Consider the following 25055-nt stretch of genomic DNA (forward strand, 5'->3'; position numbering starts at 1 on the left):
GGCGAATGCCCGATAGATTGGGCGGCGCGAACCGACATCGCGCGGTGACTCTGCGTTATTCCAACGATTTCGACGAGATCGATGGCCCGGAGAGTGGGCCCAGGTTTCAGGACGGGAGCTTGCCTTCGTTGAGATACCACATGCGGTCGGGACCCCGGACGAAGCTCGCTTCGACGCTGACGGTCGCCACGTTCCGCAGCGTCCCCTTGGAATCGTCGCCGGTCAGGACCTTCACCTTGTATGACCCGTCCACGTCCGTCAGCCCCGCGCTCTTCTCGGCCCGGAAATCCTCGACGACGAAGCGAAGGGAATTGAATCGCTTCGCCTGATTGCCGTTGAGTATGGCGAGCCGGGCTTTCCAGTAATCGCGGAAGTCGTCGAACGAGCAGAAATTCCCCTCGATCCGCCCCGTCTCGCTCAGCAGCAACCACATGCGTTTGTAGTGGGGGGACAGGTGCGACAGGGCCGAATAAAAGTCCTGCGCCGCCTGCTCAGGGGTCATCCGGATCGGGCGTTCCAGGGTAACCAGGATCGGATAGCTCAGGACGCCCGCCAGGACCACGCCCGCCAGGAAGAGGTAGAAGGCGAAGGCATAGGCGCCCATCGAGGCGAGCACATACGCCCCGACGACGGCCCCCAGCAGGACGACCCCGACCCTGACCAGATCCGAGCCCCACTCGGCGCCCCGGGTCCAGACCTGATCGACGACCGCCGGCGCTCGGCTCGATTTCGATTTGGCCTTCGCCTCGGGGCGAGCCTTGCTCGTGTCGGCCGATGACGATGATGGCCCCGTCTCGGGGATCGGAGGCGGAATCGGGATCGATGGCTTCCTGGGCTCGACCTCGACCGGATCGCTCAGGTCGAGGTCGTAGCCGTCCGACGCATCCGGGGCACTTTCTTGCGAGGTCTTGGGCGTTTCCTTCGGCGGTGAGGGCGCCGATTCGAACAGCCAGCCAGCGTCCGCCACGTCGGGCTGGTCCTTATCGGACGATTCCGGCGTTTCCCCCATCATCAGACGGACCTCCTCGGCGAATCACGGATCAGGAACGACTGGCTTTCGGATGCGGGCCCTCGCTCGTCCTTACCAGGTGAGTTCCTCGCGAGGATAGACGAGCAACTCCCCCTGGTCGGAGCCGACGAGGAGGTCGAGCGTCCCGTCGCCGCGGGCGTTGACCCCCATCGGCGAGCACCCCTGGGAGCCGACGATCAGCGGTTTCCCGTCCTGATGGCGGATCGGCCTCGGGATCAGGCGCCCGTGCCCGAGGTTTTCCAGGAGCAAGACCGTCGGCAGGTCGTCGACCCGCATGAGGGGCTCGCCCGTCAGGGCCGGGATCACGTGCCGGTTGCCTCGAGGGAGACCGACCAGCAAATCCAGTTCCTCCTTACCCGTCCAGCGCCCCGCCCAGAGGGAACAGAGGCCCGCGAGTCCGAAGGCCCCGTCGAGCCGGATATAGCGGCCGAGCCGATCGACGAGGGGCGTCGGTTCGCCCACTTCGTAGCTATCCACGCGGGGGTAGACGCAGAGGTGCCCCTGGAGGTCGAGCGCGATGAGGTCGATCGTGCCGTCGCCGCTCCAGTCGGCGGTCGCGGGCCTGACCCGGGGCGGGAGGATCAGCGGCCCCCCCCGGAGCCGGATGCGGCTGGGGCTCCCGAACCTCGGCGAGTTCGCGGCGCCGTCGTTCCTGAGGTAGCAGATCTCGCCGCTGGCCCCGCCGATGATCAGATCCAACCGGCCGTTATCCGACCAGTCGACCAGGGTCGGGCAGGCATAGCCGAGCCGATGGGCGATCGGGCCTTCGAGCATGCCGTCTGGGCCAGGCTCGATCCGGAATGGGATGCCACCGGCTTCCAACTCGACGGGAGCCTTATAGCGGTGCTCGGAGCCTTCGCCCGCGTCTTCGACCAGGAAGAGCCGACCGGCCGCGTCCCCGTAGATCAGGTCGAGGTCGCCGTCGTCGTCGAGGTCGGCGGCCGTCACCACGGCATGTCCGCCGAAGTTCAAGGGGCCCGCGGCCTGCTCGATGGGGACGGGCGCCTTGGCATCTTTCCGGGTCGCCCCGGCATGGACGGCGAAGACGCGTCCATCGGTGCGGCCGAAGAGCAACTCGGGTCGGCCGTCGCCGTCGAGGTCCGATGACGTGACCGTCGTGCGATCCTCGGGGAGGAGCAGGGCACCATGTCCCGACTGGAGCGTCCTGGGTTCCATCAGGACCGGGGGGCGCTGGCCGCCGAAGTTGCGGTAGATCCGGACGTCGCCTCGGTTATCGGAGAGGAGGAACTCGACGCTCCCGCCGCCGCCCCAGGAGATGGTCATCGCGGCGGGGTGTAGGCCCATGTCGAGCGGGCCGGCATCGCCATGAATCTCCGGCTGGAGCTCGAAGGCCGGCTCGCCGGGACGGCCCAGGTTGCGGAGCCAGAGGATCCGGCCGCTCGGGGCCTTGCCTCGCCAGGAGCCGTTGTGGTCATAGCCCGGGTGGCCCCCCTTCTGGTTAAAGCCGACCTGTTGCGACTCGGGCAATCGATCGGAGTCGGGCCAGTATTCGGCCAGGTCGTCGACGCCCACGAGGAGGTCGGTGAGGCCGTCGCCGTCCCAGTCGAGGGCCACGATCTGGACGACGTGGGCCGAGGGCATCCCGAGGTCGGCGGGGATCCCCAGACTCTTCGGCTCGGCCCAGCGGGGCTCGCCGCCGTCGCCGAGGTTCCGGACGAGCACGAGCCCATCGTCATCGATGGCCACGAGGTCGAAGCGGCTCGCCCCGCCGTTGGGCAGGGGGTTCACGCAGCGCAGGCCGGCGAGGGCCTCGACGACCGTGCCGGCGTCGTAGCGAAGTCCCGCTTCGCCGTGGCTGATCCGCTTGTAGATCCGGGCGGTCCGGCCTTTCTCACCGCCGCCCGAGGTGACGAGCAGGTCGACCGCACCGTTCCCGGACCAGTTCACGGCGACGGGTTCAGCATCCCACCCTTGACCGATCGGAGTCGCGGCCACCGAGGCATCCCAGGAGAATCGAGGGGCCTTGGCCTGGCTCGCCGGGCTCGTCTCCGGCTCGCCTTGCCCATCCTCATTCGTGCTCGATTCATAGTCGACCGATGCCATTACCGTTCCTCCGACCTTCGAAGTTCGATCCTCGCCCACGGATCGGGACCGGGCATTGTAGCCGGTTGACGACCCGGAAGCGCGATCTTGGCCATAAAATCCGCCTCCAGGCCGAAGCGAGGAGTGGGTTCAAAGTTGTTAGCTTAGCCAGCCGCCGTTGACTTCCAGGACGTGCCCGTTGACGTAACTCGCCAGCGGGGAGCACAGGAAGAGGACGGCCTGCGCCACCTCTTCGGGCCGGCCGAAGCGCTGACACGAGATGCTCTTGAGCATTCCACCGCGGACGGGATCGGGGAGAGAGGCGGTCATGGCCGTCTCGATCACCCCCGGCGCGATGGCATTCACCCTGATCTTGCGACGGCCGCACTCCCGGCTCAAGACCTGGGTCAACGCATGCACACCCGCTTTCGCCGCCGCGTAGTTGGATTGACCGTGAAAGCCGGCCCGGGCCGAGAGGCTCCCCAGGTTCACGATGCAGCCGCCGTCCCGGAGCGCCTCGAGACCGAACTTGCAGCCCAGGAAGACGCCCGAGAGATTCACGTCGATCACCGCCTGCCACTCGTCCACGGTCATCTTGGCGATCGAGCGGTCGCGGAGGATCCCGGCGTTATTCACCAGGATGTCGAGCCCGCCGAATTCCTCCGCCACGCCTCGCATCATGGACTCGACCGCAACGGGATCGCTCACGTCGGCGAGTCTCGCGAAGGCACCCTCGCCTCGGGTCGCGTTCAGATCCGAGGTGATGGCCTCGGCATCGCGCAGGGTCGCCTCGGTTGGGGCATTCAGGATGACGCGGGCGCCCGCTTGGTGGAGCGTCCGCGCTATGGCCGCACCGATCCCCTGGGACGCACCCGTGACGAGCGCGGTCTGGCCTGACAGGTCGATGACGAAGCTCATGATGCCACTCGCGGGAGCTTCATGGTGAAAATGCAAGTCCGGTCCGGCGCACGACATACTTACGGACTGCGCTCAAACTCAATCGAACACAATGCCTTGATCGGTCAGGCGATAGGGCTTGATCTCGTCGCCGCAGGCGCTTCCGCGGTGCTTGGCCACATAAAGGGCGCGACCGAGGCGGCCGGCGTCGCGAGTCCTCCCCATCAGGATAATTGTATTGGCGTTGGAAAAGATGTCCCCCTCGCCGATCGGCTCGGCCATCAGGTCGTCGAGCAGAATGTGTGGCGTCGTATAGAGATAGAGACAACCCACGGTCTTCTGCACATAAGGGTGAGCCTCGACCTGGGGAATGTTGGCGCGGAACTGCTCGCGGAAGAGTTCGCGGGCCACCCAGTCGTCATCCTTGCGGAGGACCTGCTGATAGAGGTACTCGAAGAACTCGAACTGGATCGAGTCCGCGAACCGCTCGGTCGGCTCGATGCCGTCGACGACGACCCGGCGCGTCCCGCGGACGAAGTGCTCGTAGAAGAAGCACACCGACTTGCGGAGCACCCTCGCCATGTCCGACTTCCAGGCATGCCAGTCGTCGGGGTCGAGGTCCCTGCGGGTGACTCGCCGCCCGGATCGGGTGAATGGGTGGAAGTAGTCGCCGATCTGCCGGCCGAAATCCCAGACGGCGTCGAGGTCGACTTGCTCCTCGGCGGAGTAGTCGGTGAGGTCCCAACCGAATTGCGAACTCGCGTATCCGGAGTGGTTCTGTGCGTCCCCTCGGCTCGTGAGGTCGCAGACGATGCCCCGTTTGCCGTCGGCGCTCAGGCCGCGGTTGGCCCACTTGAGCCCGAGCTGCGTCTTGCCCGCGCCCGTCGCGCCCGCCAGGACCGTCAATGACCCAGGAAGCAGGCCTCCCCCAAGTAACTCGTCGAGTTCCGCGATACCAAACTCTTGCCGCATCGTAATTCTCTGGCTCCCGAGCCACTTCTGGGAAATGACGGCCGATAGGACGACCGCACAATCCTCTCATTCTTGGGTAGGTTTACCACAAACGGCAAGGGTCGATCACCCTTGGCGAGGCTGAGGCTTGATATATCAAAGGATGCCCGAACGGCCCGAATCCCTTCCAGCTTGCACTCGGGACGCCTCACCGGCAAAATATTCAACAAGAGAAAAACAACCATTCGTGGGGGAGGCGAAGCTGAGCTCATGATGGGGAAGAACGCTGCGAGATGGTCCTTGCTGCTGGCGACGGTCCTCGCGACCGCCCCGACAGACGGAGCCGAGAAGGGCGAGAAGGCCAGGAAGCTCTGGTCGATGAACGCCGTGCGCCGGCCGGAGTTGTCCAGGGATGTCGACGAACCCTGGATCCGCAATCCCATCGACGGCTTCGTCTTGAAGAAGCTCCGCGAGCAGGGCCTCGACCCCGCTCCCGAGGCCGATCGGCGAACCCTGATCCGCCGCCTCACGTTCGACCTCACCGGCCTGCCCCCTCGCCCCGAAGAGGTCGATGCCTTCCTGAGCGACGAGCGAACGGACGCCTATAATTGCCTGGTGGACCGCCTCCTGGCGAGCCCGCACTATGGCGAGCGCTGGGGCAGGCACTGGCTCGACCTCGTCCGATTCGCCGAGACTCATGGGTACGAGCGGGACGATCCGAAGCCACACGCCTGGCGTTATCGCGACTGGGTCATCGCCGCCCTGAACCAGGATGTGCCCTATGACCGCTTCCTCACCGAGCAACTCGCCGGCGATGAATTGCCCGGATCCTCCCCCGGGAGCAAGACCGCTACGGGCATGTACCGCGTGGGCCTGATCGACGACGAACCGCCCGATCCTCTCATGGATCGCTTCGACCAGCTTGACGACGTGATCAAGACCGTCGGTACGACGATGCTCGGGCTCACGATCCATTGTGCCCGCTGCCACGATCACAAGTTCGACCCCATCACCCAGGCGGATTATTACCGCTTGCTCGCCTTCTTCTCGCCCAGCCAGAAGTACATCCGCGACAACAACAGCAGCATCGAGCTCGAGATTGCGACGGCCGAAGAACGTACGCAGTTCGACGCCAAGACCGCCGTCATTGAAAAGGAACGGGCGGTCGTCAACGAGAAGCTCGAAGGCCTCTACCGACCGATCCGGGAGACGATCCTCGCCGAGCGTCGGGCCAAATTCTCGGCCGAAGTGCTTTCCGCTCTGAATCTCCCGGCGGAGAAACGCGACGCCGCTCAGAAGAAGCTCGCTGACGAGGTATCCCAGGCGTTGAACCTCAAGGCCGAGGACGTCTTCGCCCGCCTCTCTGAGGAGGCGAAGAAGCAGAAGGCCGCATTCGACAAGGAACTCGCATCGATCGAGTCCAGGCGCCCCCCGGCGCTCACGAAGACGCTCGGGCTCACCGATACCGGGCCGACCGCCGATCCGACCATGATGCTGGTCCGGGGCGATGCCCATCGTCCCGGCGCGGTCATCCAGCCGGCCTTCCTCTCGTCCTTGACGACGACCGAGCCGGAAATCGTCCCCCCGCCCCAGGGCAAGACGACCGGCCGGAGGCTTACGCTGGCCCGCTGGATCGCTAGCGCCGAAAACCCGCTGACGGCCAGGGTGATGGTCAATCGCCTCTGGCAGCACCACTTCGGCCAAGGGATCGTCGCGACGCCCAGCGACTTCGGCACAATGGGAGAGGAGCCGAGCCATCCTGAGCTTCTCGATTGGCTCGCTTCCGAATTCGTCGCCCAAGGCTGGAGCCTCAAGGCGATGCACCGTCTGATGGTGACGTCCTCGACCTATCGCCAGTCGGGCACCTGGAACGATCAGGCAACCGACGGCGATCCCTCCAACACCTGGCTCTGGCGGATGTCGCCGATGCGCCTCGAGGCCGAGCCGATCCGAGACGCCATCTTGTTCGTCTCGGGCGCGATCAACCTCGAACTCGGTGGCCCCAGCGTGATGCCTCCCATCGACCAGGTCGTGCTGGCGGGCCAGTCCCGGCCGGGCAGCGGTTGGGAGAGGAGCGACGAACGTTCGGCGAGCCGTCGGAGCGTCTACGTGAAGGTTAAGCGCTCCTTGCCTCTGTCCGAGATCGAAGTCCTGGACGCCGCCGACAACTCGGAGCCTTGCCCGAGGCGCAGCGTGACGACCACGGCCCCGCAGGCCCTCGCCATGCTCAACGGAACGTTCCTCCACGAGCAGGCCGCGAAGTTCGCGAGGCGGCTCGAGAAGGAGTGTGGCGATTCCGCCGAGGCTCGCGTCGCGCGGGCCTTCCGCCTGGCCTTCGGGCGACGGCCAACCCCGGACGAATCCCGCGATGCCCAGGACTTCCTCAAGGACATGACCCACCGCGTTTCCCAACGCCACGAGGCCAAAGATCGGGCCGAGCCTGGGCACGAGGCCCTGCGGGCGTTCTGCCTCGTTCTCCTGAACAGCAATGAATTCCTGAACATCGACTAGAAGGCTGCCATCGCCCGATATCCCGATACGCCAGGTTCGAGTCCAGGGCCGGTTCCAAACTTCAACCAGGAACATAAGCGTATGACTCCCTGTGGCCGCACTCGCCGCGAGTTCCTCTGGCAGACCGGCGCGGGCTTTACGGGCCTGGCGCTGGCCTCGTTGCTCCAGGAAGACGGGTTCTTCAAGCGGGCGCGGGCATCGGAGGCCGAAGATCCGCTGATGCCCAAGGTCCCGCACTTCGAGGCGAAGGCCAAGAGCGTCATCTTCCTGTTCATGTACGGCGGGCCGTCTCAGGTCGACCTCTTCGACCCCAAGCCCGAACTGAACTCGAAGCACGGCAAGACGAAGAAGATCGAAGTCCGGAAGGACTCTTTTTCGGACGTCACCCTCCTGGGTTCGACCCGCAAGTTCGCCAAGCATGGGCAGAGCGGCGTCGAGGTCTCGGACCTCTTCCCGAACCTCGCGAAATGCGTCGACGACATGGCGATCGTCCGGTCGATGTATGCCGATAGCTTCGCCCACGGCTCGGCCATGCTCCAGATGAACTCGGGCTCGGTCTTCCAGGGGAAGCCTTGCCTCGGGAGCTGGGTGACGTACGGCCTGGGCACCGAGAACCGCGACCTGCCCAGCTTCGTGGTCCTGCTCGACCCCCGCGGCGGTCCCATCGGCGGAGCCCCGAACTGGGGCGCGGGCTTCATGCCGGCGACCTACCAGGGGACCCAGTTCCGGACGCAAGGCGATCCCGTCCTCAACCTCTCGCCCCGGGCCCCCGTGACCCGCGACGAGCAGCGCACGCAGCTCGACTACCTCGCCAAGCTCAACGCGACGCATCAACAAACACGAGCTCACGAATCCGAGCTTTCGGCGCGGATCGCGAGTTACGAACTCGCCTACCGGATGCAGGCTCAGGCCCCCGAGGCCATCGACCTGACCCGGGAGTCGGCCGAGACGAAGTCGCTCTACGGGATGGACGACCCGAAATCGGCGGATTTCGGCCGCAAGTGCCTCATGGCCCGGCGCATGGTCGAGCGGGGCGTCCGCTTCGTGCAGGTCTACTCGGGCGGCGGGCACAATGACGAGAACTGGGACGCCCACGGCGACGTCAACAAGAACCACGAGCTGCACTGCGGCGAGACGGATAAGCCGATCGCGGGCCTGCTCACCGATCTGAAGCGCCGAGGGCTCCTCGACGAGACGCTCATCGTCTGGTCGGGCGAGTTCGGTCGCATGCCCAACAGTCAGAACGGGGTCGGCCGCGACCACAACCCGAAGGGCTTCACGGCCTGGATGGCGGGCGGTGGCGTCAAGGGGGGGACGGTCTACGGCTCGACCGATGAGATCGGCTATGCCGCCGCCGAGGACAAGGTCCATGTCCACGACCTCCACGCCACGATCCTGCACCTTCTCGGCCTCGACCACACCGTCCTGACCTACTTCCACGGCGGCCGGGACCAGAGGCTCACCGACGTCCACGGAAATGTGATTCGACCACTCCTCGCCTGAGCCATTACGCAACTTCGATTGGATTTCCGCCGAGAATCGGACGTTTTCACACGCATGGATGCCTGCTGTCGAAGCGGGTAAGCTGACAATCCTGCCGGGTCGTACAGCCGAGGTTTAATAATCACTCCGACCGCCTGCCGGGTCCGCGAAGTCGAATCGTAGAGGTAAGGCCGGGCGCCCGACGTTGGGCACGAGCCAACTCGTGGCCTGCCTTATTGATAGGTCCGAGTCGATCAAGCCGACCGACCGTTTCCGCGACGCCGCCTGAACGCTCGTTGTAGGGACTCATTCTATGAAAATACGATTGTGCATCGCGATCGGGACGCTGGCGTTGCTGCCCTTGGCTGCCGCGACTTTTGGGGCAGAAGGCGGACCCTCGGCGACGCCGGAGCAGATCGAGTTCTTCGAGAAAAAGGTGCGTCCCCTCCTCGTCGAGCGCTGCCAGGAATGCCACGGAGGGAAGGGCAAGCCGAAGGGCGGGTTGAGCCTGCTTTCTGCGGAAACTCTCCTCAAAGGGGGGGACAGCGGGCCCGCGGCCGTCGCCGGGAAGCCCGAGGATAGCCTGCTCATCGACGTCCTGAATTATGTCGATGAACCCCGGATGCCGCCCGATGGGAAGCTGAAGGCCGAGGAGATCGAGATCCTCAGGGAGTGGGTCGAGCTGGGCCTCCCCTGGCCGAACCCGGCGGCCAATCCCGCGTCGCAACACGCGACCGAGGCCGCTTCAGAAAAGCCGGCGGACGCCTCGTCGTTCTGGTCCTTCCTGCCGGTCGGCAAGTATGAGCCGCCGAAGGTCAAGGATTTTAGCTGGGTCCGCAACGACATCGATCGCTTCATCCTGGCCGGGATCGAGGCGAAGGGGGGGAAACCCGCCCGTGAGGCGAGTAAGCGTACCTTGATCCGTCGGGCCACGTTCGACCTGACCGGGCTGCCGCCGACACCCGAAGAAGTCGAGGCGTTCCTGGCCGACGAAGGCTCCGACGCGTTCTCGAAGGTCGTCGAGCGGCTGCTCGCGAGCCCGCACTACGGCGAGCGCTGGGGGCGGCACTGGCTGGATGTCGTGAGATATGCCGACTCGTTCGACTCCCGGATCCTCGGCAGTGTGGAGGCGGATATCGCCTATGCCTACCGCTATCGCGATTGGGTCGTCAACGCCTTCAACCGCGACCTGCCTTACGACCAGTTCATCGTCCACCAACTCGCCGGCGACATCCTCCCCGTCAAGAAGCCCGGCGGCTTCAACGTCGACGAGACCATCGCCACGGGGATGCTCGCGATCGGGAACTGGGGGGGTGGCGACGCGGACAAGGAGAAACTCCTCACCGACATCGCCGATGACCAGGTGGATGTCGTCGGCAGGACGTTCCTGGGGCTGACCCTGGCTTGCGCACGCTGCCATGACCACAAGTTCGACCCGATCACCACGAAGGACTACTACGGCCTCGCCGGCATCTTCTTCAGCACGCACATCCTTCCCAACGTGGGCCTCAAGACGAATGGCCCGCCGATGCTCCGGATCCCCTTGATGTCCGCGTCGGAGATGGAGCACCGGGAGCATTACACCAAGCGCAGCGTGGAACTCGAGAACGAACTCAATCGCGTCCTGAATGAAGAAAAGGCGGCTTTTGCCAAAGTGCTTCTCTCGGATTCGGCACGTTATATTGTCGCCGCCTGGGAGGCTCGGAAGGCCGCGTCCGCGACGTCTCTTGCCGAGGTCGCCCGCAGCCGAGGCCTGCTCCCGTATGCCCTGCGAAACTGGGTCGAGGAACTCGGGCTGAATCGAGACTATCCGTTGTTGCGTATGCCAGTCCGCGACTTGATGGGCAAATCCGGGGTCCAGGCGTGGAAGGGGCAGCACGAGTGGCCCAAGCTCACGGTGAACCAGAACGCCGAGCCGGCCACGATCCTGACGTTCACGCTGCCGCCGAAATCCGTCTGCGTCCACCCCGGGCCCGCCTCGGCCGTGGCCGTCTCTTGGACGAGCCCGATTGCGGGGAAGGTTCGCGTGACCGGTCGCGTGGCCGACGCCGATCCGGCGGCCGGAGACGGCATCACCTGGCGGCTCTCGCTCCATAACCAAGCGGGCCGTCAGCAACTTGGCGTGGGGATCTTGCCCAACGCCGGGGCGGAGCCGCTCCCCGCGGAGCCGCTCAAGGCACTCGAGGTTGGCGTGGGCGATCGCCTGGAACTGCTCGTGCATCCCAATGCCGAGTACACCTGCGACACCACGGCCCTCACCCTGAACGTCGCGGCCGTCGATGGCTCGGGCGTCTGGGACCTTGCCGGCGACCTCATGAACGAGCCGCTCAAGGGCAATCCTCACGCCGACCACCAGGGGCGCCCGGACGTCTGGCGCTTCGAGGATCATGATGAGTCGAGCATTCGCGGGAGACTGGCCGTCGAGGCGGCTCCGGCCTTCGCGAACTGGAGGAAGACCGTCACCGACTCGCCCGAGGACTCGAAGGCCATCGAACGGGCCGCGAGCCAGTTGCAGTCGAGCTTTCAGCCCACGGATCATCGCAGCCCCTTCTGGATCCAGGCGGTCGGCGATGAAGCGATCCTCTCGGAGGTCTCGCGTCAGAAGATTCAGAAGGCTCGATCCGAACTCACTAGCCTGCGGGCGAATCCCCCCACGGAGATCACGTACGCGAACGGTGCGCAGGAAGGGGGCGTCCCGGATAGCCCGCAAGCCGGGTTCCACGACGTGAAGGTCCATATTCGAGGCAGTTATTCTCGCCTTGGCGAGATAGTCCCGCGGCACTTCCCAATCGTGCTCGGCGGGGAGCCCAAGGCGAAGATCGCCGGCGGCAGCGGCCGCCTCGAACTGGCACGCTGGCTGACGAGGCCGGATCATGTGCTCACGTCGAGGGTCATGGTCAACCGGATCTGGCAGCATCACATGGGCGCCGGGATCGTGAGGACGCCCAGCAACTTCGGCAAGCTCGGCGAGAAACCGAGTCATCCTGAATTGCTCGACTTTCTCGCCAGGACGTTCGTCGAATCGGGCTGGTCGATCAAGCAGATGCACCGAACCATCATGCTTTCGTCCGCCTATCGGCAGGCGTCCGAGCCCGATCCCGAGACCCTCAAGGCCGATCCCGACAATCGCCTATTCGCACGGATGAACCGGCGTCGGCTCGAATCCGAGGCGATCCGGGATAACCTGCTCGCCGTCTCGGGCCAACTCGACCCAACGCTCGGCGGCCCCTCGCTCCGCGACCTCACGAACCTGCGGCGGACGCTCTACCTCACGACCGTCCGGTCGGATCGATCCTCGTTCGGCCCACTCTTCGACGCGGCCGACTCCACCGCCCTGGTCGATACCCGCACGGTCTCGACGGTGGCCCCGCAGGCGTTGTTCTTGATGAACAGTCCCTACGTGCTCGAGCAGTCCAAAGCCCTGGCGAAACGACTCATCGCCCAGGAGCCCGACCGGGATCGCCGCATCGAGAGGGCCTACGCCATGCTCTTCGGTCGCCCGCCCGGCGAGGCCGAGCGGCAGATCGGCCGGGATTACCTCGCGTCGATCCCGGGGGACGAGGATGCCTGGGTTGCCTACTGTCAGACTCTGATATGCACGAACGAATTTATTTACATTGATTAAAACAATGTCGACTGATTCGTCTCGAATCAAACTCCCGAAACACGATCGCGATGCGAGGCCGCCGATGATCTCCAACGAACCCCTGAACCGTCGCCGGGTCCTGGGCACCTTCGCCAACGGCTTCGGGATGATGGGCCTCGCCGGGCTCCTGGCCGATGAGACGCGAGGCGACGCGGGCGCAAACAACCCGCTGGTCGAGCGCCCGCCGATGTACCCGGCCAGGGCCAAAAGGGTCATCTTCCTGTTCATGTCGGGCGGGCCGTCGCACGTCGACACGTTCGACCCCAAGCCCCGGCTCGAGAAGGACGACGGCAAGCCGCTCCCGTTCGAAATGCCCCACCTCGTCCGGACGAAGACCGGGAACCTGCTGAAATCGCCGTTCAAGTTCCGGCGACACGGCGGGTCCGGCATCGAGGTCAGCGAGCTCTTCCCGCACGTCGCCTCTTGCGTGGACGACCTCTGCGTGATCCGTTCCATGGTTGCTGATAACATCAACCATAACGGTGCCTGCCTCCAGATGAACACCGGCGAGCAGGCCTTCTCCAGGCCGAGCCTCGGCTCGTGGCTGCTCTACGGGCTCGGGAGCGAGAATCAGGATTTGCCCGGGTTCCTCGTCATCAGCCCCGCCCAGCCGGCGCAGGGGGCTCCGCTCTGGGGCTCGAGCTTCCTGCCGGCCGCTTACCAGGGGACCCTGGTCTCGGACCTGAAGAACCCGATCGCGAACCTCTCGAATGCCCGGCTCGAACCGGCCAAGCAGCGCGACCAACTCGACGCCTTGCAGCGGCTGAACGACCTCCACCGCGAGACGCGCAAGGAGGACAGTCGGTTGAGTGCCAGGATCGCGTCGTTCGAACTGGCCTATCGGATGCAGCGCCAGGCCCCCGAGTCCTTCAACGTCGACCTGGAATCCCCGGCGACCCGAAAGCTCTACGGCCTGGACGACCCGACGACGGAGATTTTCGGCAAGCAGTGCCTCATGGCGAGGCGCCTCTCCGAGCGAGGCGTGCGCTTCGTCCAGGTCTACCACACGCAGACCTCGAAGCGATCGAGCTGCCAGCTCTGGGACCAGCACGGGGGGCTTCGGTCGGATCTCCCCAGCAACTGCGCGGCGACCGATCAGCCGATCGCCGGGCTGCTCAAGGATCTCAAGGCGCGGGGATTGCTGGAGGACACTCTCGTCATCTGGGGGGGCGAGTTCGGCCGCACGCCGACCGCCGAGGGGAAGGATGGGCGGGAGCACCACCCCTTCGGCTTCACGATGTGGATGGCCGGCGGCGGGATCAAGGGGGGGATGACGTATGGCGCCACCGACGAGTTCGGCTGGCACTCGGTCGAGGACAAGGTCCACGTCCACGACCTCCACGCCACGATCCTGCACCTCATGGGCATTGATCACACCAAGCTCACGTATCGCTACAGCGGTCGAGACTATCGATTGACCGACGTCTTCGGTAAGGTTGTCACGCCGATCCTTGCCTGAGCGTATGGCCCGATCAAGGCTCACCATAACCCGAGAGGTCACTCATGCGGCGTATTTACGTCCTTGCATTGCTCCTGATCACGATCCCGTCCGCGAGCTCCGCGGCCGATGGTTTCTATCTCAGGAACCAGGATCGCGTCGTCTTCTACGGCGACAGCATCACCGAACAACGCCTCTACACGACGTTCGTCGAAACATACGTCGTGACGCGGTTCCCGAAGATGCCGATCACCTTCGTGCACTCGGGCTGGGGCGGCGACCGGGTCAGCGGCGGCGGCGGCGGGCCGATCGACCTTCGGCTCAAGCGCGACGTCTTCGCTTACAAGCCCACGGTCATGACGATCATGCTCGGCATGAACGACGGCAGCTACCAGTCGTTCAACGAGTCGATCTTCAACACGTACAGCAAGGGCATGGAGAACATCGTCGCCAAGGTGAAGGAGGCCTTCCCGCAGATCCGGATCACCCTGATCCAGCCTTCCCCCTTCGATGACGTCACCAGGAAACCCGGCTTCGACAAGGGCTACAACGACGTCCTCGTCCGCTTCGGCGAGTTCCTCAAGGGGCTGGCCTCGCGCACGAACATCGACGTGGCCGACATGAATACGCCCGTCGTCGAGGCGACCAAGAAGGCCTTCGCCATCGATCCCAAGGAGGCCGTCGGCTTGAACCCGGATCGCGTCCACCCAGGGCCCGGCGGTCAGCTCCTCATGGCCGCGGCTCTCCTCGACGCCTGGCACGCCCCCGCGGTCGTTAGCGACGTCGAGATTGAGGTCGAAGGGGTCAGCGTCGAGAGTGAGGCCAAGAACGCCAAGGTCTCCGAGTTAAGGCTCGACGGCGGCAAGCTGAGCTGGTCCCAGCTCGACGAGGCGCTCCCATTCCCGATCGACTACTCGGACAAGGCCACGGCACTGGCCTTGCGGGCGAGCGACATCGTCGACCAGCTCAACAAGCAGACCCTGGAAGTGGAAGGCCTGGCCGCGGACAAATACGTCCTCAAGATCGACGGCAGCGTGATCGGCCACTTCACCAAGCAGGAACTCGCCGAGGGCATCAACCTCGCCACCATGAAAACCCCGATGGTTGAGCAGGCCCGCAAGGTCCACGAGCTGACCATCAAGCACAACGAGGTCCACTTCCGTCGCTGGCGGTCGGTCGAGGTGTCGTTCCAGGACCTGGACTCGCCCCACATCGCCAAGGCCCTCGCCGAACTCGACGCCTTCGAGGGCGACCTGGTCAAGGACCAACGGGAAACGGCCCAGCCGAAGTCGCACAAGTTCGAGCTCGAACCCGAGAATTGATTTCCGACGGCGCAATCGGCTCCTCCTCGAATCCGGCCGATTCGAGGAGGAGCGTTATGGAGAATTGGCCCGGATTGAAGACGTGGTACGATGTGTTTTGAAGATAAAAAATTGTGATGCCGTGAAGATTCGCTGATCAATTCCGGCCGTTGGGCTCGACGATCTTCCGGTAGAAGCCGGGACGACGGTCGCCGATGCGGTCGACCTCATGCTTGCCGGGCACCCTCACGATGCGCTTCTGACGTGAGCGGGCCGGGTCGATGTCGGCGTAGATGATCTCCTCGCCGTCGGGGCTCGCCATCGCGAGGATCGTGCCCCTGGGGTCGGCGACGGAGCTCCGGCCGATGAAGCGGAAGCCGCTCTCCTCGCCGACGCGGTTCACCGCCATCGCGAAGACGACGTTCTCGAACGCGCGGCAGGGGACCATGTGCACCGCGGCGCATTCGGAAAATGGCGGCCAGTTCGTCGGCAGTACGATCAAATCGGCGCCGAGCAGGCCCAGGACGCGTGCGCTCTCGGGGAAGGCCCCGTCGTAGCAGATGTGCATCCCGACGCGCAGGCCATCGACTTCATGAACTTCGAACGGACGGTCACCGGGGTCCGTGAACCGATCGACGCCGAGGAAGGGGAGGTGGACCTTGCGATAGGCCCCGACGACCCCATCCGGCCCGACGAGCGCGCAGGCGTTGTAGAGATGCTCGCCATCGCGCTCGAGGAGCCCGTAGATGGCCCAGACGCCCCGGCGTGAGCATTCCTGCGCGACAGCCTGGGTGCTCGGCCCTGGGATCGTCTGGGCGTAGGGGAGGGCCTCCTCGCGGCTCTCGAAGCCGTAGCCGGTCAGGGCGCACTCGGGGAAGACCACGAGCCGGGCCTCGTCGTCCGCCGCGACGTTGATTTTCTCGAGGATCACGGAAAGGTTGTGCTCGACCTCGCCGATGCGTACGTCCATCTGGACGCCGGCCGCCCGGATGACCTTGGGTTCCGACATGGATCTTTTCCTCGTTCGAAGCAACAACGCGGCTGACGAGTGCCGGACACTCGCCACGCCGCGTTAGTTTACTGCAGAGTCGCCGGGTTCGCGCGGGTCAGCCGAGGATCAATGCGCGACCTTCGAGCCGAGCTCGGGGTGAAGGTCGAGCGTCGCCGGGGCCGGAGCATCCGGCGGCTGGAGCCCGAAGAAGAGCGAGACGCGGTCCGGATTGGGCGGGGCCGACATCAGGCTGCCGATGACCCCGGCCGCGAGCGACGCCGCCAGACTCCAGATGCACGGGTCGAGGCCGAGCAGGTAGTAGGGCCGGAACGTGCTCTTGGCCCCGATCTCCGGGTTCGCGGGGAGGAGCCAGTCGAGGTGGAAGCTCTTCGGGCCGAAGATGCCGAGGAGGTAGAGGCCGAGCGTGAACGAGGCGCCCACAATCATGGCGGCGATAGCACCCGTCGCCGTCGTCCGCTTCCAGAAGCAACCGAGGATCGCGGGCATCAGGAAGGCCGCGGCCATCCCCGTGCTCGAGAAGACGACGATCAACTGGAGATATTGCGGCGGCCTGATGGCGGCGATGGCCGCGATCAGGCCGACGGCCACCGTCGCGAGGTAGCTCGCCCGGGCGATCTCCTTCTCCGAGGCCATCGGCCGGAAGAATCGCTGGTAGACGTCGCGGACCATGCCCGATGAGACGATCAGCAGCCAGCCGCTCACCGTGCTCAACACCGCGCCGTAAGGGGCGGCGAGGATCAGGCCCGCGAGGTACGGGTTCGCGAGGGCGATCACGAGGCTCGGCATGACGTCGTCGGCCGACTTCAGGTTCGGCAGGATGCTGCGGGCGGCGACGAAGATGAAGATCAAGGGGATGTAGATGCAGATGTTATAGAGAGTCAAGTAGATGATCGACCATCGGAGCGTCCGCGAGTCGCGGAAGGCCATCAGGCGCACCAGGGTCGAGGGCTGCCCCATCCCGGTGATCGCCCACATGAAGAAGAACGACACGGCGAGCCCCACCGTGTGGAACTCACGCCCCGCACCAGGTCCGAAGCCGAATCCGTCCCCGGCGAGCTCCATCCCTTTGATCGTGGCCTGCTGGATGCCGCCGGACTTCGCCATCGCCAGCGGGAAGAGGAGGAGGACGCCGACGGCCATGACGAGGCTCTGGAAGACGTCAGTCCAGATCGCCGCGAGGAAGCCGCCGTAGGTCGTGTAGGCCACGACGGTCGCGGTGAAGATGGCCAGGCCGATGAAGTAGGCGGTGTCGGCCGCGACGGGGGAATCCTCGGGGACGAATAGGTTCGTGGCCTCGGTCGGCAGGACGATCCGGAGGATCACCGCGCCCGCCTTGAACTGCGGGATCAGGTTGCAGACGAGGAAGAACATGACCAGGATGCTGGTCAGGAGGCCGAGGGTCGGGCTGCCGAACCGCTCGCGGAGCAGGTCGGGCAGGGTGATGGCCCCGGTCTTGCGGGAGAGCTGGCCGATCCGCTTGCCCAGGACGCCCAGCACCGTCAAGGGGGCGACCATATACGAGCAGATCCAGAGCCCGACGACCCAGCCGAACGAGTAGACGAGCGACGGGAAGCCGACGAAGGTCCCGCCGCTCATGACGGCCGCCGTCAGCGCGACTGCGAAGGCACCGAGCGAACGGTTCCCCAGGAAGTACTTCTCCATGAAGCTCCCCTTACGCTCGGCGAGGTTGGCGACGACGCCAAGGCCGAGCGAGACGAGCGTGAAGAGTACGAGCGCGATGAGCGTCGGCGGCTGCGCGTGGATGACGCTGGCGGCATTCATTCCATGCCTCCTTCACGGATGTCGCGGTTCAGCTCGGCGGTGTGGTCCGTACCCAGGTCGTCATCGACCATGTAGAAGCCGGCGAACCAGAAGGTGAAGAGGGCGCAGGCCAGCCAGGGCACGAGGATGCCGTAGAAGACCCAGGAGGGGATTCCGTAGACGGGGTGGAGGTCGCCGACGCCGAGCTTGTGGCCGTCGCGGTTGTAGCCGTAGAAGTAGCTGTAGGCGCAGCAATAAGTCGTGGCGGCCACCCAGGCTATCGCGATGATGATGCCCTCACGCCGCGAATGCTTGAGGACGGGATCGGTGTCTCGGGACACGTGTGGGGGATCTCCGACTTGAGGCTTGAGATGGGTCGGCCGGTGGTATCGAGCCAGAAGATGCGGGTCGAGTACGGCTTCGTCCGACGCCGGAGAGAGAGCGGAACGGCAGGTTCACGTACTTTTCGCACGTCGGACGCTCGAACGCAACCCTCTACCTCGCGAGGTTCACAAACTCGGCCGAAATGTCGACACGACTCATCCCCACCGCGGAGGATGAAAACAACGAGCCGCTCCCTCGCGACGGAGGCAGCGGCTCGGATTTCGTACGCGTTGCGTTGATGGTGCGAGGACAGGGTTCAGGGTTTCACTGCCCCCCGGCCGAGGGCTGCTTCAAAGAAGAGAGCGATCTGCTCGGCGACGTACTTGCGATCCAGCTCCTTGCGAGACGAGTGGCGTTCGTCGGGCAGGGGGAGGAACCGGAAGGGCTTCGACGAGCCAATCATGGCCGTCGTGAAGCGGGCGCTGTGGCGGAAATGTACATTCTCGTCAAGCATGCCGTGGATGAGCATCAGCTCACCCCGGAGCTTCTCGACCTTGGTCAGCACCGACGACTCTTGATAGCCGGCGGGGTTGCTGGCCGGGGTACCCATATATCGCTCGGTGTAACAGGTGTCATATCCGTCCCAGTCGGTGACGGGGGCCACGGAGACGCCGGCGTGGAAGACCTCGGCGGCCTCGGTGAGGCTCCGCAGGGTCATGTATCCGCCGTAGCTCCCGCCGGTCATGCCGACGCGGTTCGTGTCCACGTCCTTCCATCGCTCTTTGACGAACCGGACGCCATCGACCTGGTCGCGCACCTCGACCCCGCCCATGTGGAGGGCGAGGGCCGTCTCGAAAGCCACACCTCGTCGCGCCGAGCCACGGTTGTCCATCTTCCAGACGGCGAAACCCCTTGTGGTCAGGAACTGGGCCGTCTGGTCGGCGGTCAACGACCAGGCGTTCGTCACCGTCTGGACGTGCGGTCCCCCGTAGACGATGACGACCAGGGGGGCCTTCTCCCCTAGCGCCCTCGACTGCGGGGCGTAGTAGGCTCCGAAAACCTTGATGCCCTCGCGGTTCTTGAACTCGACGAGTTCGGGGGCGACGAGCGCCAACTCAGTCACGCGCTGATCCGAGGCCGCGTTGTCGAGGACCTTGATCAGCTTCCCGGAACGATCGCGCAGGCTCGTGACAGGCGGGAGGTCGATCCTCGAGACGACGTCGACGAAGTGCTCGCCATCACGGCTGACGGCCGCGCGATGCACGCCGGCATCCTCCGTCACGCGGGCGACGTCGCCGCCGTCGAGCGAGACCCGGTAGAGCTGGGATTCGAGCGGCGTCTCACGCCCCGCGGTGAACCAGACCTCGCGCTTGCCTTCGACCAGGGCCGCAACGGCGTCGACCGGCCAGGGGCCCTGGGTCAGCTCCCGGACGAGCTTGCCCGAGTTGTCCCGCAGTTCCAGATGCTTGAACCCCGAGCGCTCGGAGGCCCAGACGAACTCGCCCGTCTTGTCGAGGATCTTCAGATCCTGGTGCAGGTTGATCCAATTCGCCGAGGTCTCTTCCAGGAGCAGGGTTTTGGAGCCCGTCGTCGCGTCGACCCGGTAGAGGCTCAGGTGCTTCTGGTCGCGCGAGAGGACCTGCACGAAGAGGACGTCGGGCGAGGCCCAGTCGACTCGCGCGAGATATTCCTGGACCCACGTATCCTTCTCGCCCAGGTCGATCCAGCGAGTGTCGCCCCCGTCGGCCTTCACGATCCCGAGCCGGACTTTGGCATTCGCGGCCCCGGCGAATGGGTAGCGATGGGTCTCGACCGAGATCTTCTCGCTCCCCTGGTGCACGATCGAGTAGAGGGGGATGTGCCGCTCGTCGGTCTCCTGATACGCGAGCTTCGAACCATCGGGGGACCACCAGAACCCCGAGGATCGATCCATCTCCTCCTGCGCGATGAACTCCGCGAGGCCATGCGTGAGGCCCACTTCGGAGCCCCGAGAAAGCTGAGTTTCCTTGCGGGTCTTCAGGTCGAGCACGAACAGCTCGTTATCCCGGACGAAGGCCACCTTCGTCCCGTCGTCGGTGAGCTTGGGGTCGAGCTCGGGGCTGGGTGTTTCGGTGAGGCGCTCGATCGGCCCGACCCCCCGCTGGAGGTAGAGGTCTCCGCCGAGGGGGATCACGGTCGCGTCGGCATCTTTGGCGCGGATGACCTGGGTGATGCCCGTTTCTCGGAGGCGCTGCCGCTCGCGACGGAGCTTCTCGGCCTCGGTGAGGGTGGCCTCGGTGTCGCCGCTGCCAGGAGGCCTGGCGACGACGCGGGGGACGCCGCCGTCGGTCTCGACGCGCCAGAGGACCCGGCTCAAACTGGAGGACTCCGACTTCAGATAGCTGACGGCCTTGCCATCCGGTGTGAACTCGAACGCGCCGGGGACGACGCTCCCCGGAGGGGGCAGCTTCGCGACGTCGGCGGCGGTCACCGGGCGTCGCTTCGTGTTGGCGTTCGCGTTCGCGGGGGTCGTTGGCTGACTCGGCTCGGCATCCGTCGACATCAAACCTCCCAAGATCAGCCAGGCGAATCCAAGTTGGAGCGTCATGATTCACACTTCCGGATTTCAAGGCCCTGAAACGTCAAGGGTCCACGCATCGGGCCGAGCCTTGGACGGACTTGGCGTAACGCGTGGACCTGCGGTCGAACCGAAGACGACGACGATCCGAGTGGGACATGATTAGCCGAGCTTGACCGTGACCGTCTTGAGTTCGGTGTAGTGCTCGATAGCGGCCTCGCCGTTCTCGCGTCCCTGACCGGACATCTTGAAGCCGCCGAATGGGGTGTTGGCGTCGACGATATGGTAGCAGTTGACCCAGACCGTCCCCGCCTTTACGCTCTTGGCGAAGAGGTGGGCCTTGTCGATGTTCTTGGTCCAGATCGCGGCGGCGAGCCCGTACGAGGTGTTGTTGGCCCGCTCGATGACCTCCTCGACGCCCTTGAAGGGGAGGACGCTCACGACGGGGCCGAAGATCTCGTCCTTCGCGATGGCCATGTCGTCCTGGACGTTATCGAAGATGGTGGGCTCGATGAAGTAGCCCTTGTCGCCGAACCGCTCGCCGCCGGTCAGCAACTTCGCGCCCTGCGACTTGCCCAGGTCGACGTAGTGGAGGATCTTGTCGAGCTGCTCCTGCGAGACCTGCGGGCCTTGCTCGGTGCTGGGGTTGAGGGGGTCGCCGATGTTGCGGGCCTTGGCCTTCTCGGCCAGGCGCTCGACGAACTCCTGGTGGATCCGATCCTCGACGAAAAGCCGGCTGCCGGCCGTGCAGCACTGGCCGCCGTGGAAGTAGATGGCGTGGAAGGCTCCCGCCACGGCCTGCTCGAGGTCGGCGTCGGCGAAGATCACGTTGGGGCTCTTGCCGCCGAGTTCGAACGTGGTCCGCTTGAGGGTCTCCGCCGCCTGGCGCTGGATGATCTTGGCGGTGTCGACGTGGCCGGTGAAGGCGATCTTGTCGACGTCCGGATGATTGACGAGCGCGGCTCCCGCCGTCTCGCCGAAGCCATTGAGGATGTTGATCACCCCCGCGGGGAAACCGGCCTCGACGGCCAGTTCGGCCACGCGGAGCGCGGTTAAAGGTGTCTGCTCGGCGGGCTTCATCACGATCGTATTGCCGCAGGCCAGGGCGGGGCCCCACTTCCAGGCCAGCATCAACAGTGGGAAGTTCCAGGGGATGATCTGGCCGACGACTCCAACCGGCTGCCGGAGGGTGTAGGAGAGGAAGTTGCCGTCGACGGGGATCGTCCGCCCTTCAACCTTGTCGGCCCAGCCCGCATAGTAGCGGAGGGTCTTGACGACCCCAGCCAGGTCTCCCTTGGAGTCGCTGATCGTCTTGCCGCAGTTGAACGACTCGAGGGTCGCCAGCTCGAGGGCATTGCGTTCGACCAGATCCGCGAGCTTGTTCATGAGTCGCCCGCGTTCAGACGCGCTCATGTTGCTCCAGGGGCCTTTCTCCAGGGCCTTTCGCGCGGACTTGACCGCCTTGTCCACGTCGGCCGACGTCGCGGCCGCGACCGTGGCGATGACCTCGCCGGTCGCCGGGTTGTAGGTCTCGAAGGAGCCCCCCTCGACGGGGTCGACCCACTGGTTATCGATCAGGAGCTGCGTCTGTCGGATCGTCGGGGCCGAGGAGGGAGCGGTTGCCGTCTGGACCATGGAGAGGACCTCACGTGGATGGCAGAGCTCGACGAGATACTGCTCGCATCGTCCGCCAGCCCTATCGCGTTGTCAACCCCCGGCTTTCCTCGCCCCGGGAACCAGGATACGCCCCAGCACCCATCGGTGGACAGCGATCGGTTAATGGCCTCGGACGCAGGTTTCTAGGCTCCATCCATCTCCGGACGCCCAACGCTCAGGACCCTCCGAATCGCGCCAATCCATAGATCAGGCTCTACGTGCGCATCCATGAGGGGGAGACCAAGAATCGTCCTATCCTTCGTGCATCGGTGAGGCCCGACGGGTCGAAGAACTGGATGGAGAGATGTTGCTCTCCTCGCGGAGCGAGCAGGATCAGGAACCTGAGATGGGAAACGCCATGGATGGCAAGGCTCCTCGTCGCCAGGAGTTCTCGGTACTTGGGGGCAACGGTAGCAAGGCTTCGCGCGTTATCGCCGCGGCCGTCGCAAGCGTTTCCCTCCTGGCCGCGATGACGGCCCGTGCCGAGAACCTCCAGCAAGCCTGGGACATCGCCCTCGGTGTCAACCAGCAACTCCAGTCCCAGCAGACGCAGGCCTCGGCCGAGGCGCTGAACCTCGAGGCCGCCAAGGCCGCGCGTCACCCTTCGGTCCGGACGCAGAACGTCAACGTCGCCCTGACGAACTCGCCTCAGATCAAGACGAACCTCCCGGCGGGAGTGCTGGGGGGTGGGGCGACTTCCGGAGGCGCTGGCGCGGCGACCGGCGGTACGAGCTTCCTCTTCCCGGCCATCGGCAGGAACCAGAATGACCTGCCGATCTCGTACACGGCGGCCTCGCTGCCGCTCTACACCGGCGGGCGGCTCCTCCGCAACATCGACGCGGCCGGCCACCAGTTCAACGCCCAGCGCACCGAGGTCGCCCGCACCGCGCTCGACCTCAAGCTCACCGTCGCCGAGGCCTACATCGGCGTCCTCCGCGCCCAGCGCAACCTCAGCGTGGCCCGGAGCAACGTGGATCGACTCTCCTCCTTCGCCAGGGACGTGAGCAACCGGCGGAAAGAAGGCCTGGCGATCCGCAGCGACGAACTCGCCGCCGAGGTCTCCCTGGCGAACGCCCGGCTCGGGGAAATCCGCTCGCGCACGTCCCTCGAGAGCGCCAGGTCGACTTATAACCGCTATCTCGCTCGGCCCTACACGATGGAGGTTCCGCTCGAGGAACTCTCATCGTTCCCGCCCCAGGCCGACTGGAAGGAACTCGCGGCGCAGGCCATTCGCGCCAACGCCGCGCTCGGCGAGATGAGCCGTCCCGAGATCGAGGAACTCGTCAGTCGCTCGTTCGCGACGCGTCCCGAGCTTGCCGGGCTCACCGAGCAGGCGATGGCCCTCGGGGCGCAGGCCGATTCGACCCTGAGCGCGATCCGCCCGCAGGTCAACATCAGCGGCGGGTTCGCCTACATCGGCGCCCAGAACTTCGTGCCGCAGGGGAACGGCGTGGCCATGGTGAGCGTGGACTGGATGCTCACCGACGGCGGGGTCTCGAGGCGGCGGGCGGCCTCATTGCGTCAGCAGGAGCAATCGACGCTCCAGCGGCGGGCCGATGCGGCCGCAAATATCGCCCTCGACGTCCGCACGCGCTGGCTCGACCTCTTGCAGTCTCGCCAGAGCGTACCTGTCACCCGCGCGGCGATCGGCCAGGCGGAAGAGAACGTCAAGGTAATCCTCGACCGCTACCGCCAGCAGTTGAGCACGTACACCGAAGTGCTGGACGCCGAGAATCGTCGGGTCGAGGCGTATAATAACTTCTACAATGCCGTCTACGATGAGAACCTCGCGACGTATCGTCTACGTCGCGCGGTCGGCGACCTCTGATCCTCAGCGAGTCGAACGCTTGGACGATCGGCTCGTGGTGGGGACCTTGACTTCTTCGGTCACGACGAGCGGGTTCAACTCGTCGATGACGGCCGTGATGCCGACGGTGTTCCGCGCGATCTCGACGGCCCGCTCGCGAGACTCCGAATCCGGCACCGTGCCACGGAGCAGGACGGTCCCGTCGCGGAGCATGTGGACTTCGAATTTCGAGTCGTGCAGCGACCGTTCCCAGTGGAGCCGGGAGTAGACCCGGGAGTGGACCCCCATGCGGTTCACTTCGGACTTCACCGTCTCGAACTGCCGACGGACGACGTCGCCCACCTCCTGGACGCCTCGCTTCATCCCCCGCCCGACATTCTGGAGGCCCTCTCCGACCTTCTCCCCTAGTGTCTGCTGCGCGAAGCAGGCACAGGTGAAGACGGCCAGTCCCAGCAGCGTCCCCGCTCCCATCGCGACGAATCGGCGTTGCATCTCGCGTCTCCTCGACGAATCCGTCCCAAGACTCACCAATGCATGCGACGGACGGCAGGCGTGAACGCCCATTCGTCCCCCGGCGCGTGCAAAAACCCCGTCGGAATATCGATCCCGATGGGGCGGCCGACGACCGAACCGACGGCG

The 25055-nt window shown here is 65.3% G+C and carries 16 protein-coding genes; 6 read left to right on the top strand and 10 right to left on the bottom strand.

Annotation, left to right across the window (positions count from 1 at the left end):
* Positions 1–106 precede the first annotated feature (106 nt).
* The 4 genes from ACOYYX_RS14360 to ACOYYX_RS14375 all read right to left on the bottom strand — a co-directional run bounded on the left by ACOYYX_RS14360 (position 107) and on the right by ACOYYX_RS14375 (position 4942).
* A complete protein-coding gene (locus ACOYYX_RS14360; RefSeq protein WP_422930589.1) occupies positions 107–1012 on the bottom strand; it encodes a hypothetical protein in 906 nt (301 codons plus the stop codon).
* 69 nt (positions 1013–1081) lie between these two features.
* Complete coding sequence (locus ACOYYX_RS14365; RefSeq protein WP_422930590.1) at positions 1082–3094, bottom strand: FG-GAP repeat domain-containing protein; 2013 nt, start codon at positions 3092–3094, stop codon at positions 1082–1084.
* A gap of 138 nt (positions 3095–3232) precedes the next feature.
* Positions 3233–3991 carry an SDR family oxidoreductase gene (locus ACOYYX_RS14370; protein ID WP_422930591.1) on the bottom strand — a complete coding sequence of 253 codons (759 nt, stop codon included), beginning with the start codon at positions 3989–3991 and terminating at the stop codon, positions 3233–3235.
* A gap of 78 nt (positions 3992–4069) precedes the next feature.
* Entirely contained in the window at positions 4070–4942 is an 873-nt protein-coding gene (locus ACOYYX_RS14375; protein WP_422930592.1) for an RAD55 family ATPase, read from the bottom strand.
* A 249-nt stretch (positions 4943–5191) separates the two neighbouring features.
* Here ACOYYX_RS14375 and ACOYYX_RS14380 point away from each other — a divergent pair, with 249 nt between their 5' ends.
* The 5 genes from ACOYYX_RS14380 to ACOYYX_RS14400 all read left to right on the top strand — a co-directional run bounded on the left by ACOYYX_RS14380 (position 5192) and on the right by ACOYYX_RS14400 (position 15320).
* Complete coding sequence (locus ACOYYX_RS14380) at positions 5192–7432, top strand: DUF1549 and DUF1553 domain-containing protein (protein WP_422930593.1); 2241 nt, start codon at positions 5192–5194, stop codon at positions 7430–7432.
* Between the two features lie 81 nt (positions 7433–7513).
* Positions 7514–8935 (top strand): DUF1501 domain-containing protein, encoded by a 1422-nt coding sequence (locus tag ACOYYX_RS14385; protein ID WP_422930594.1) that lies wholly within the window; start codon positions 7514–7516, stop codon positions 8933–8935.
* Between the two features lie 292 nt (positions 8936–9227).
* Entirely contained in the window at positions 9228–12539 is a 3312-nt protein-coding gene (locus ACOYYX_RS14390) for a PSD1 and planctomycete cytochrome C domain-containing protein (RefSeq protein WP_422930595.1), read from the top strand.
* Positions 12540–12603: 64 nt separating this feature from the next.
* Positions 12604–14019: a DUF1501 domain-containing protein gene (locus tag ACOYYX_RS14395; RefSeq protein WP_422930596.1), complete on the top strand. Its 1416-nt coding sequence runs from the start codon at positions 12604–12606 to the stop codon at positions 14017–14019.
* 44 nt (positions 14020–14063) lie between these two features.
* Entirely contained in the window at positions 14064–15320 is a 1257-nt protein-coding gene (locus tag ACOYYX_RS14400) for an SGNH/GDSL hydrolase family protein (protein WP_422930597.1), read from the top strand.
* A gap of 136 nt (positions 15321–15456) precedes the next feature.
* Here ACOYYX_RS14400 and ACOYYX_RS14405 read toward each other — a convergent pair whose 3' ends face one another.
* The 5 genes from ACOYYX_RS14405 to ACOYYX_RS14425 all read right to left on the bottom strand — a co-directional run bounded on the left by ACOYYX_RS14405 (position 15457) and on the right by ACOYYX_RS14425 (position 22588).
* Complete coding sequence (locus tag ACOYYX_RS14405) at positions 15457–16308, bottom strand: carbon-nitrogen hydrolase family protein (protein ID WP_422930598.1); 852 nt, start codon at positions 16306–16308, stop codon at positions 15457–15459.
* Positions 16309–16416: 108 nt separating this feature from the next.
* A complete protein-coding gene (locus ACOYYX_RS14410) occupies positions 16417–18093 on the bottom strand; it encodes a sodium/pantothenate symporter (protein WP_422930599.1) in 1677 nt (558 codons plus the stop codon).
* Positions 18090–18413: a hypothetical protein gene (locus tag ACOYYX_RS14415; protein WP_422930600.1), complete on the bottom strand. Its 324-nt coding sequence runs from the start codon at positions 18411–18413 to the stop codon at positions 18090–18092. The genes ACOYYX_RS14410 and ACOYYX_RS14415 overlap by 4 nt, the downstream gene beginning before the upstream one ends.
* Before the next feature lie 299 nt (positions 18414–18712).
* On the bottom strand, positions 18713–20983 hold the full coding sequence (locus tag ACOYYX_RS14420; protein WP_422930601.1) for a S9 family peptidase: 2271 nt from the start codon (positions 20981–20983) through the stop codon (positions 18713–18715).
* Between the two features lie 132 nt (positions 20984–21115).
* Positions 21116–22588 (bottom strand): aldehyde dehydrogenase family protein, encoded by a 1473-nt coding sequence (locus tag ACOYYX_RS14425; RefSeq protein ID WP_422930602.1) that lies wholly within the window; start codon positions 22586–22588, stop codon positions 21116–21118.
* A gap of 325 nt (positions 22589–22913) precedes the next feature.
* Between ACOYYX_RS14425 and ACOYYX_RS14430 the strand changes: the two genes are divergently transcribed.
* The gene (locus tag ACOYYX_RS14430) at positions 22914–24437 is read left to right on the top strand and encodes a TolC family protein (RefSeq protein ID WP_422930603.1); all 1524 of its coding nucleotides are present in this window, start codon (positions 22914–22916) and stop codon (positions 24435–24437) included.
* Between the two features lie 3 nt (positions 24438–24440).
* Here the strand turns inward: ACOYYX_RS14430 and ACOYYX_RS14435 are convergent, their stop codons facing one another.
* Positions 24441–24908, bottom strand: a complete 468-nt coding sequence (locus ACOYYX_RS14435; protein ID WP_422930604.1) for a BON domain-containing protein — start codon at positions 24906–24908, stop codon at positions 24441–24443.
* Positions 24909–25055 lie beyond the last annotated feature (147 nt).

The organism is Singulisphaera chitinilytica, from assembly GCF_049331405.1.
Taxonomy (GTDB): Bacteria; Planctomycetota; Planctomycetia; order Isosphaerales; family Isosphaeraceae; genus PoT.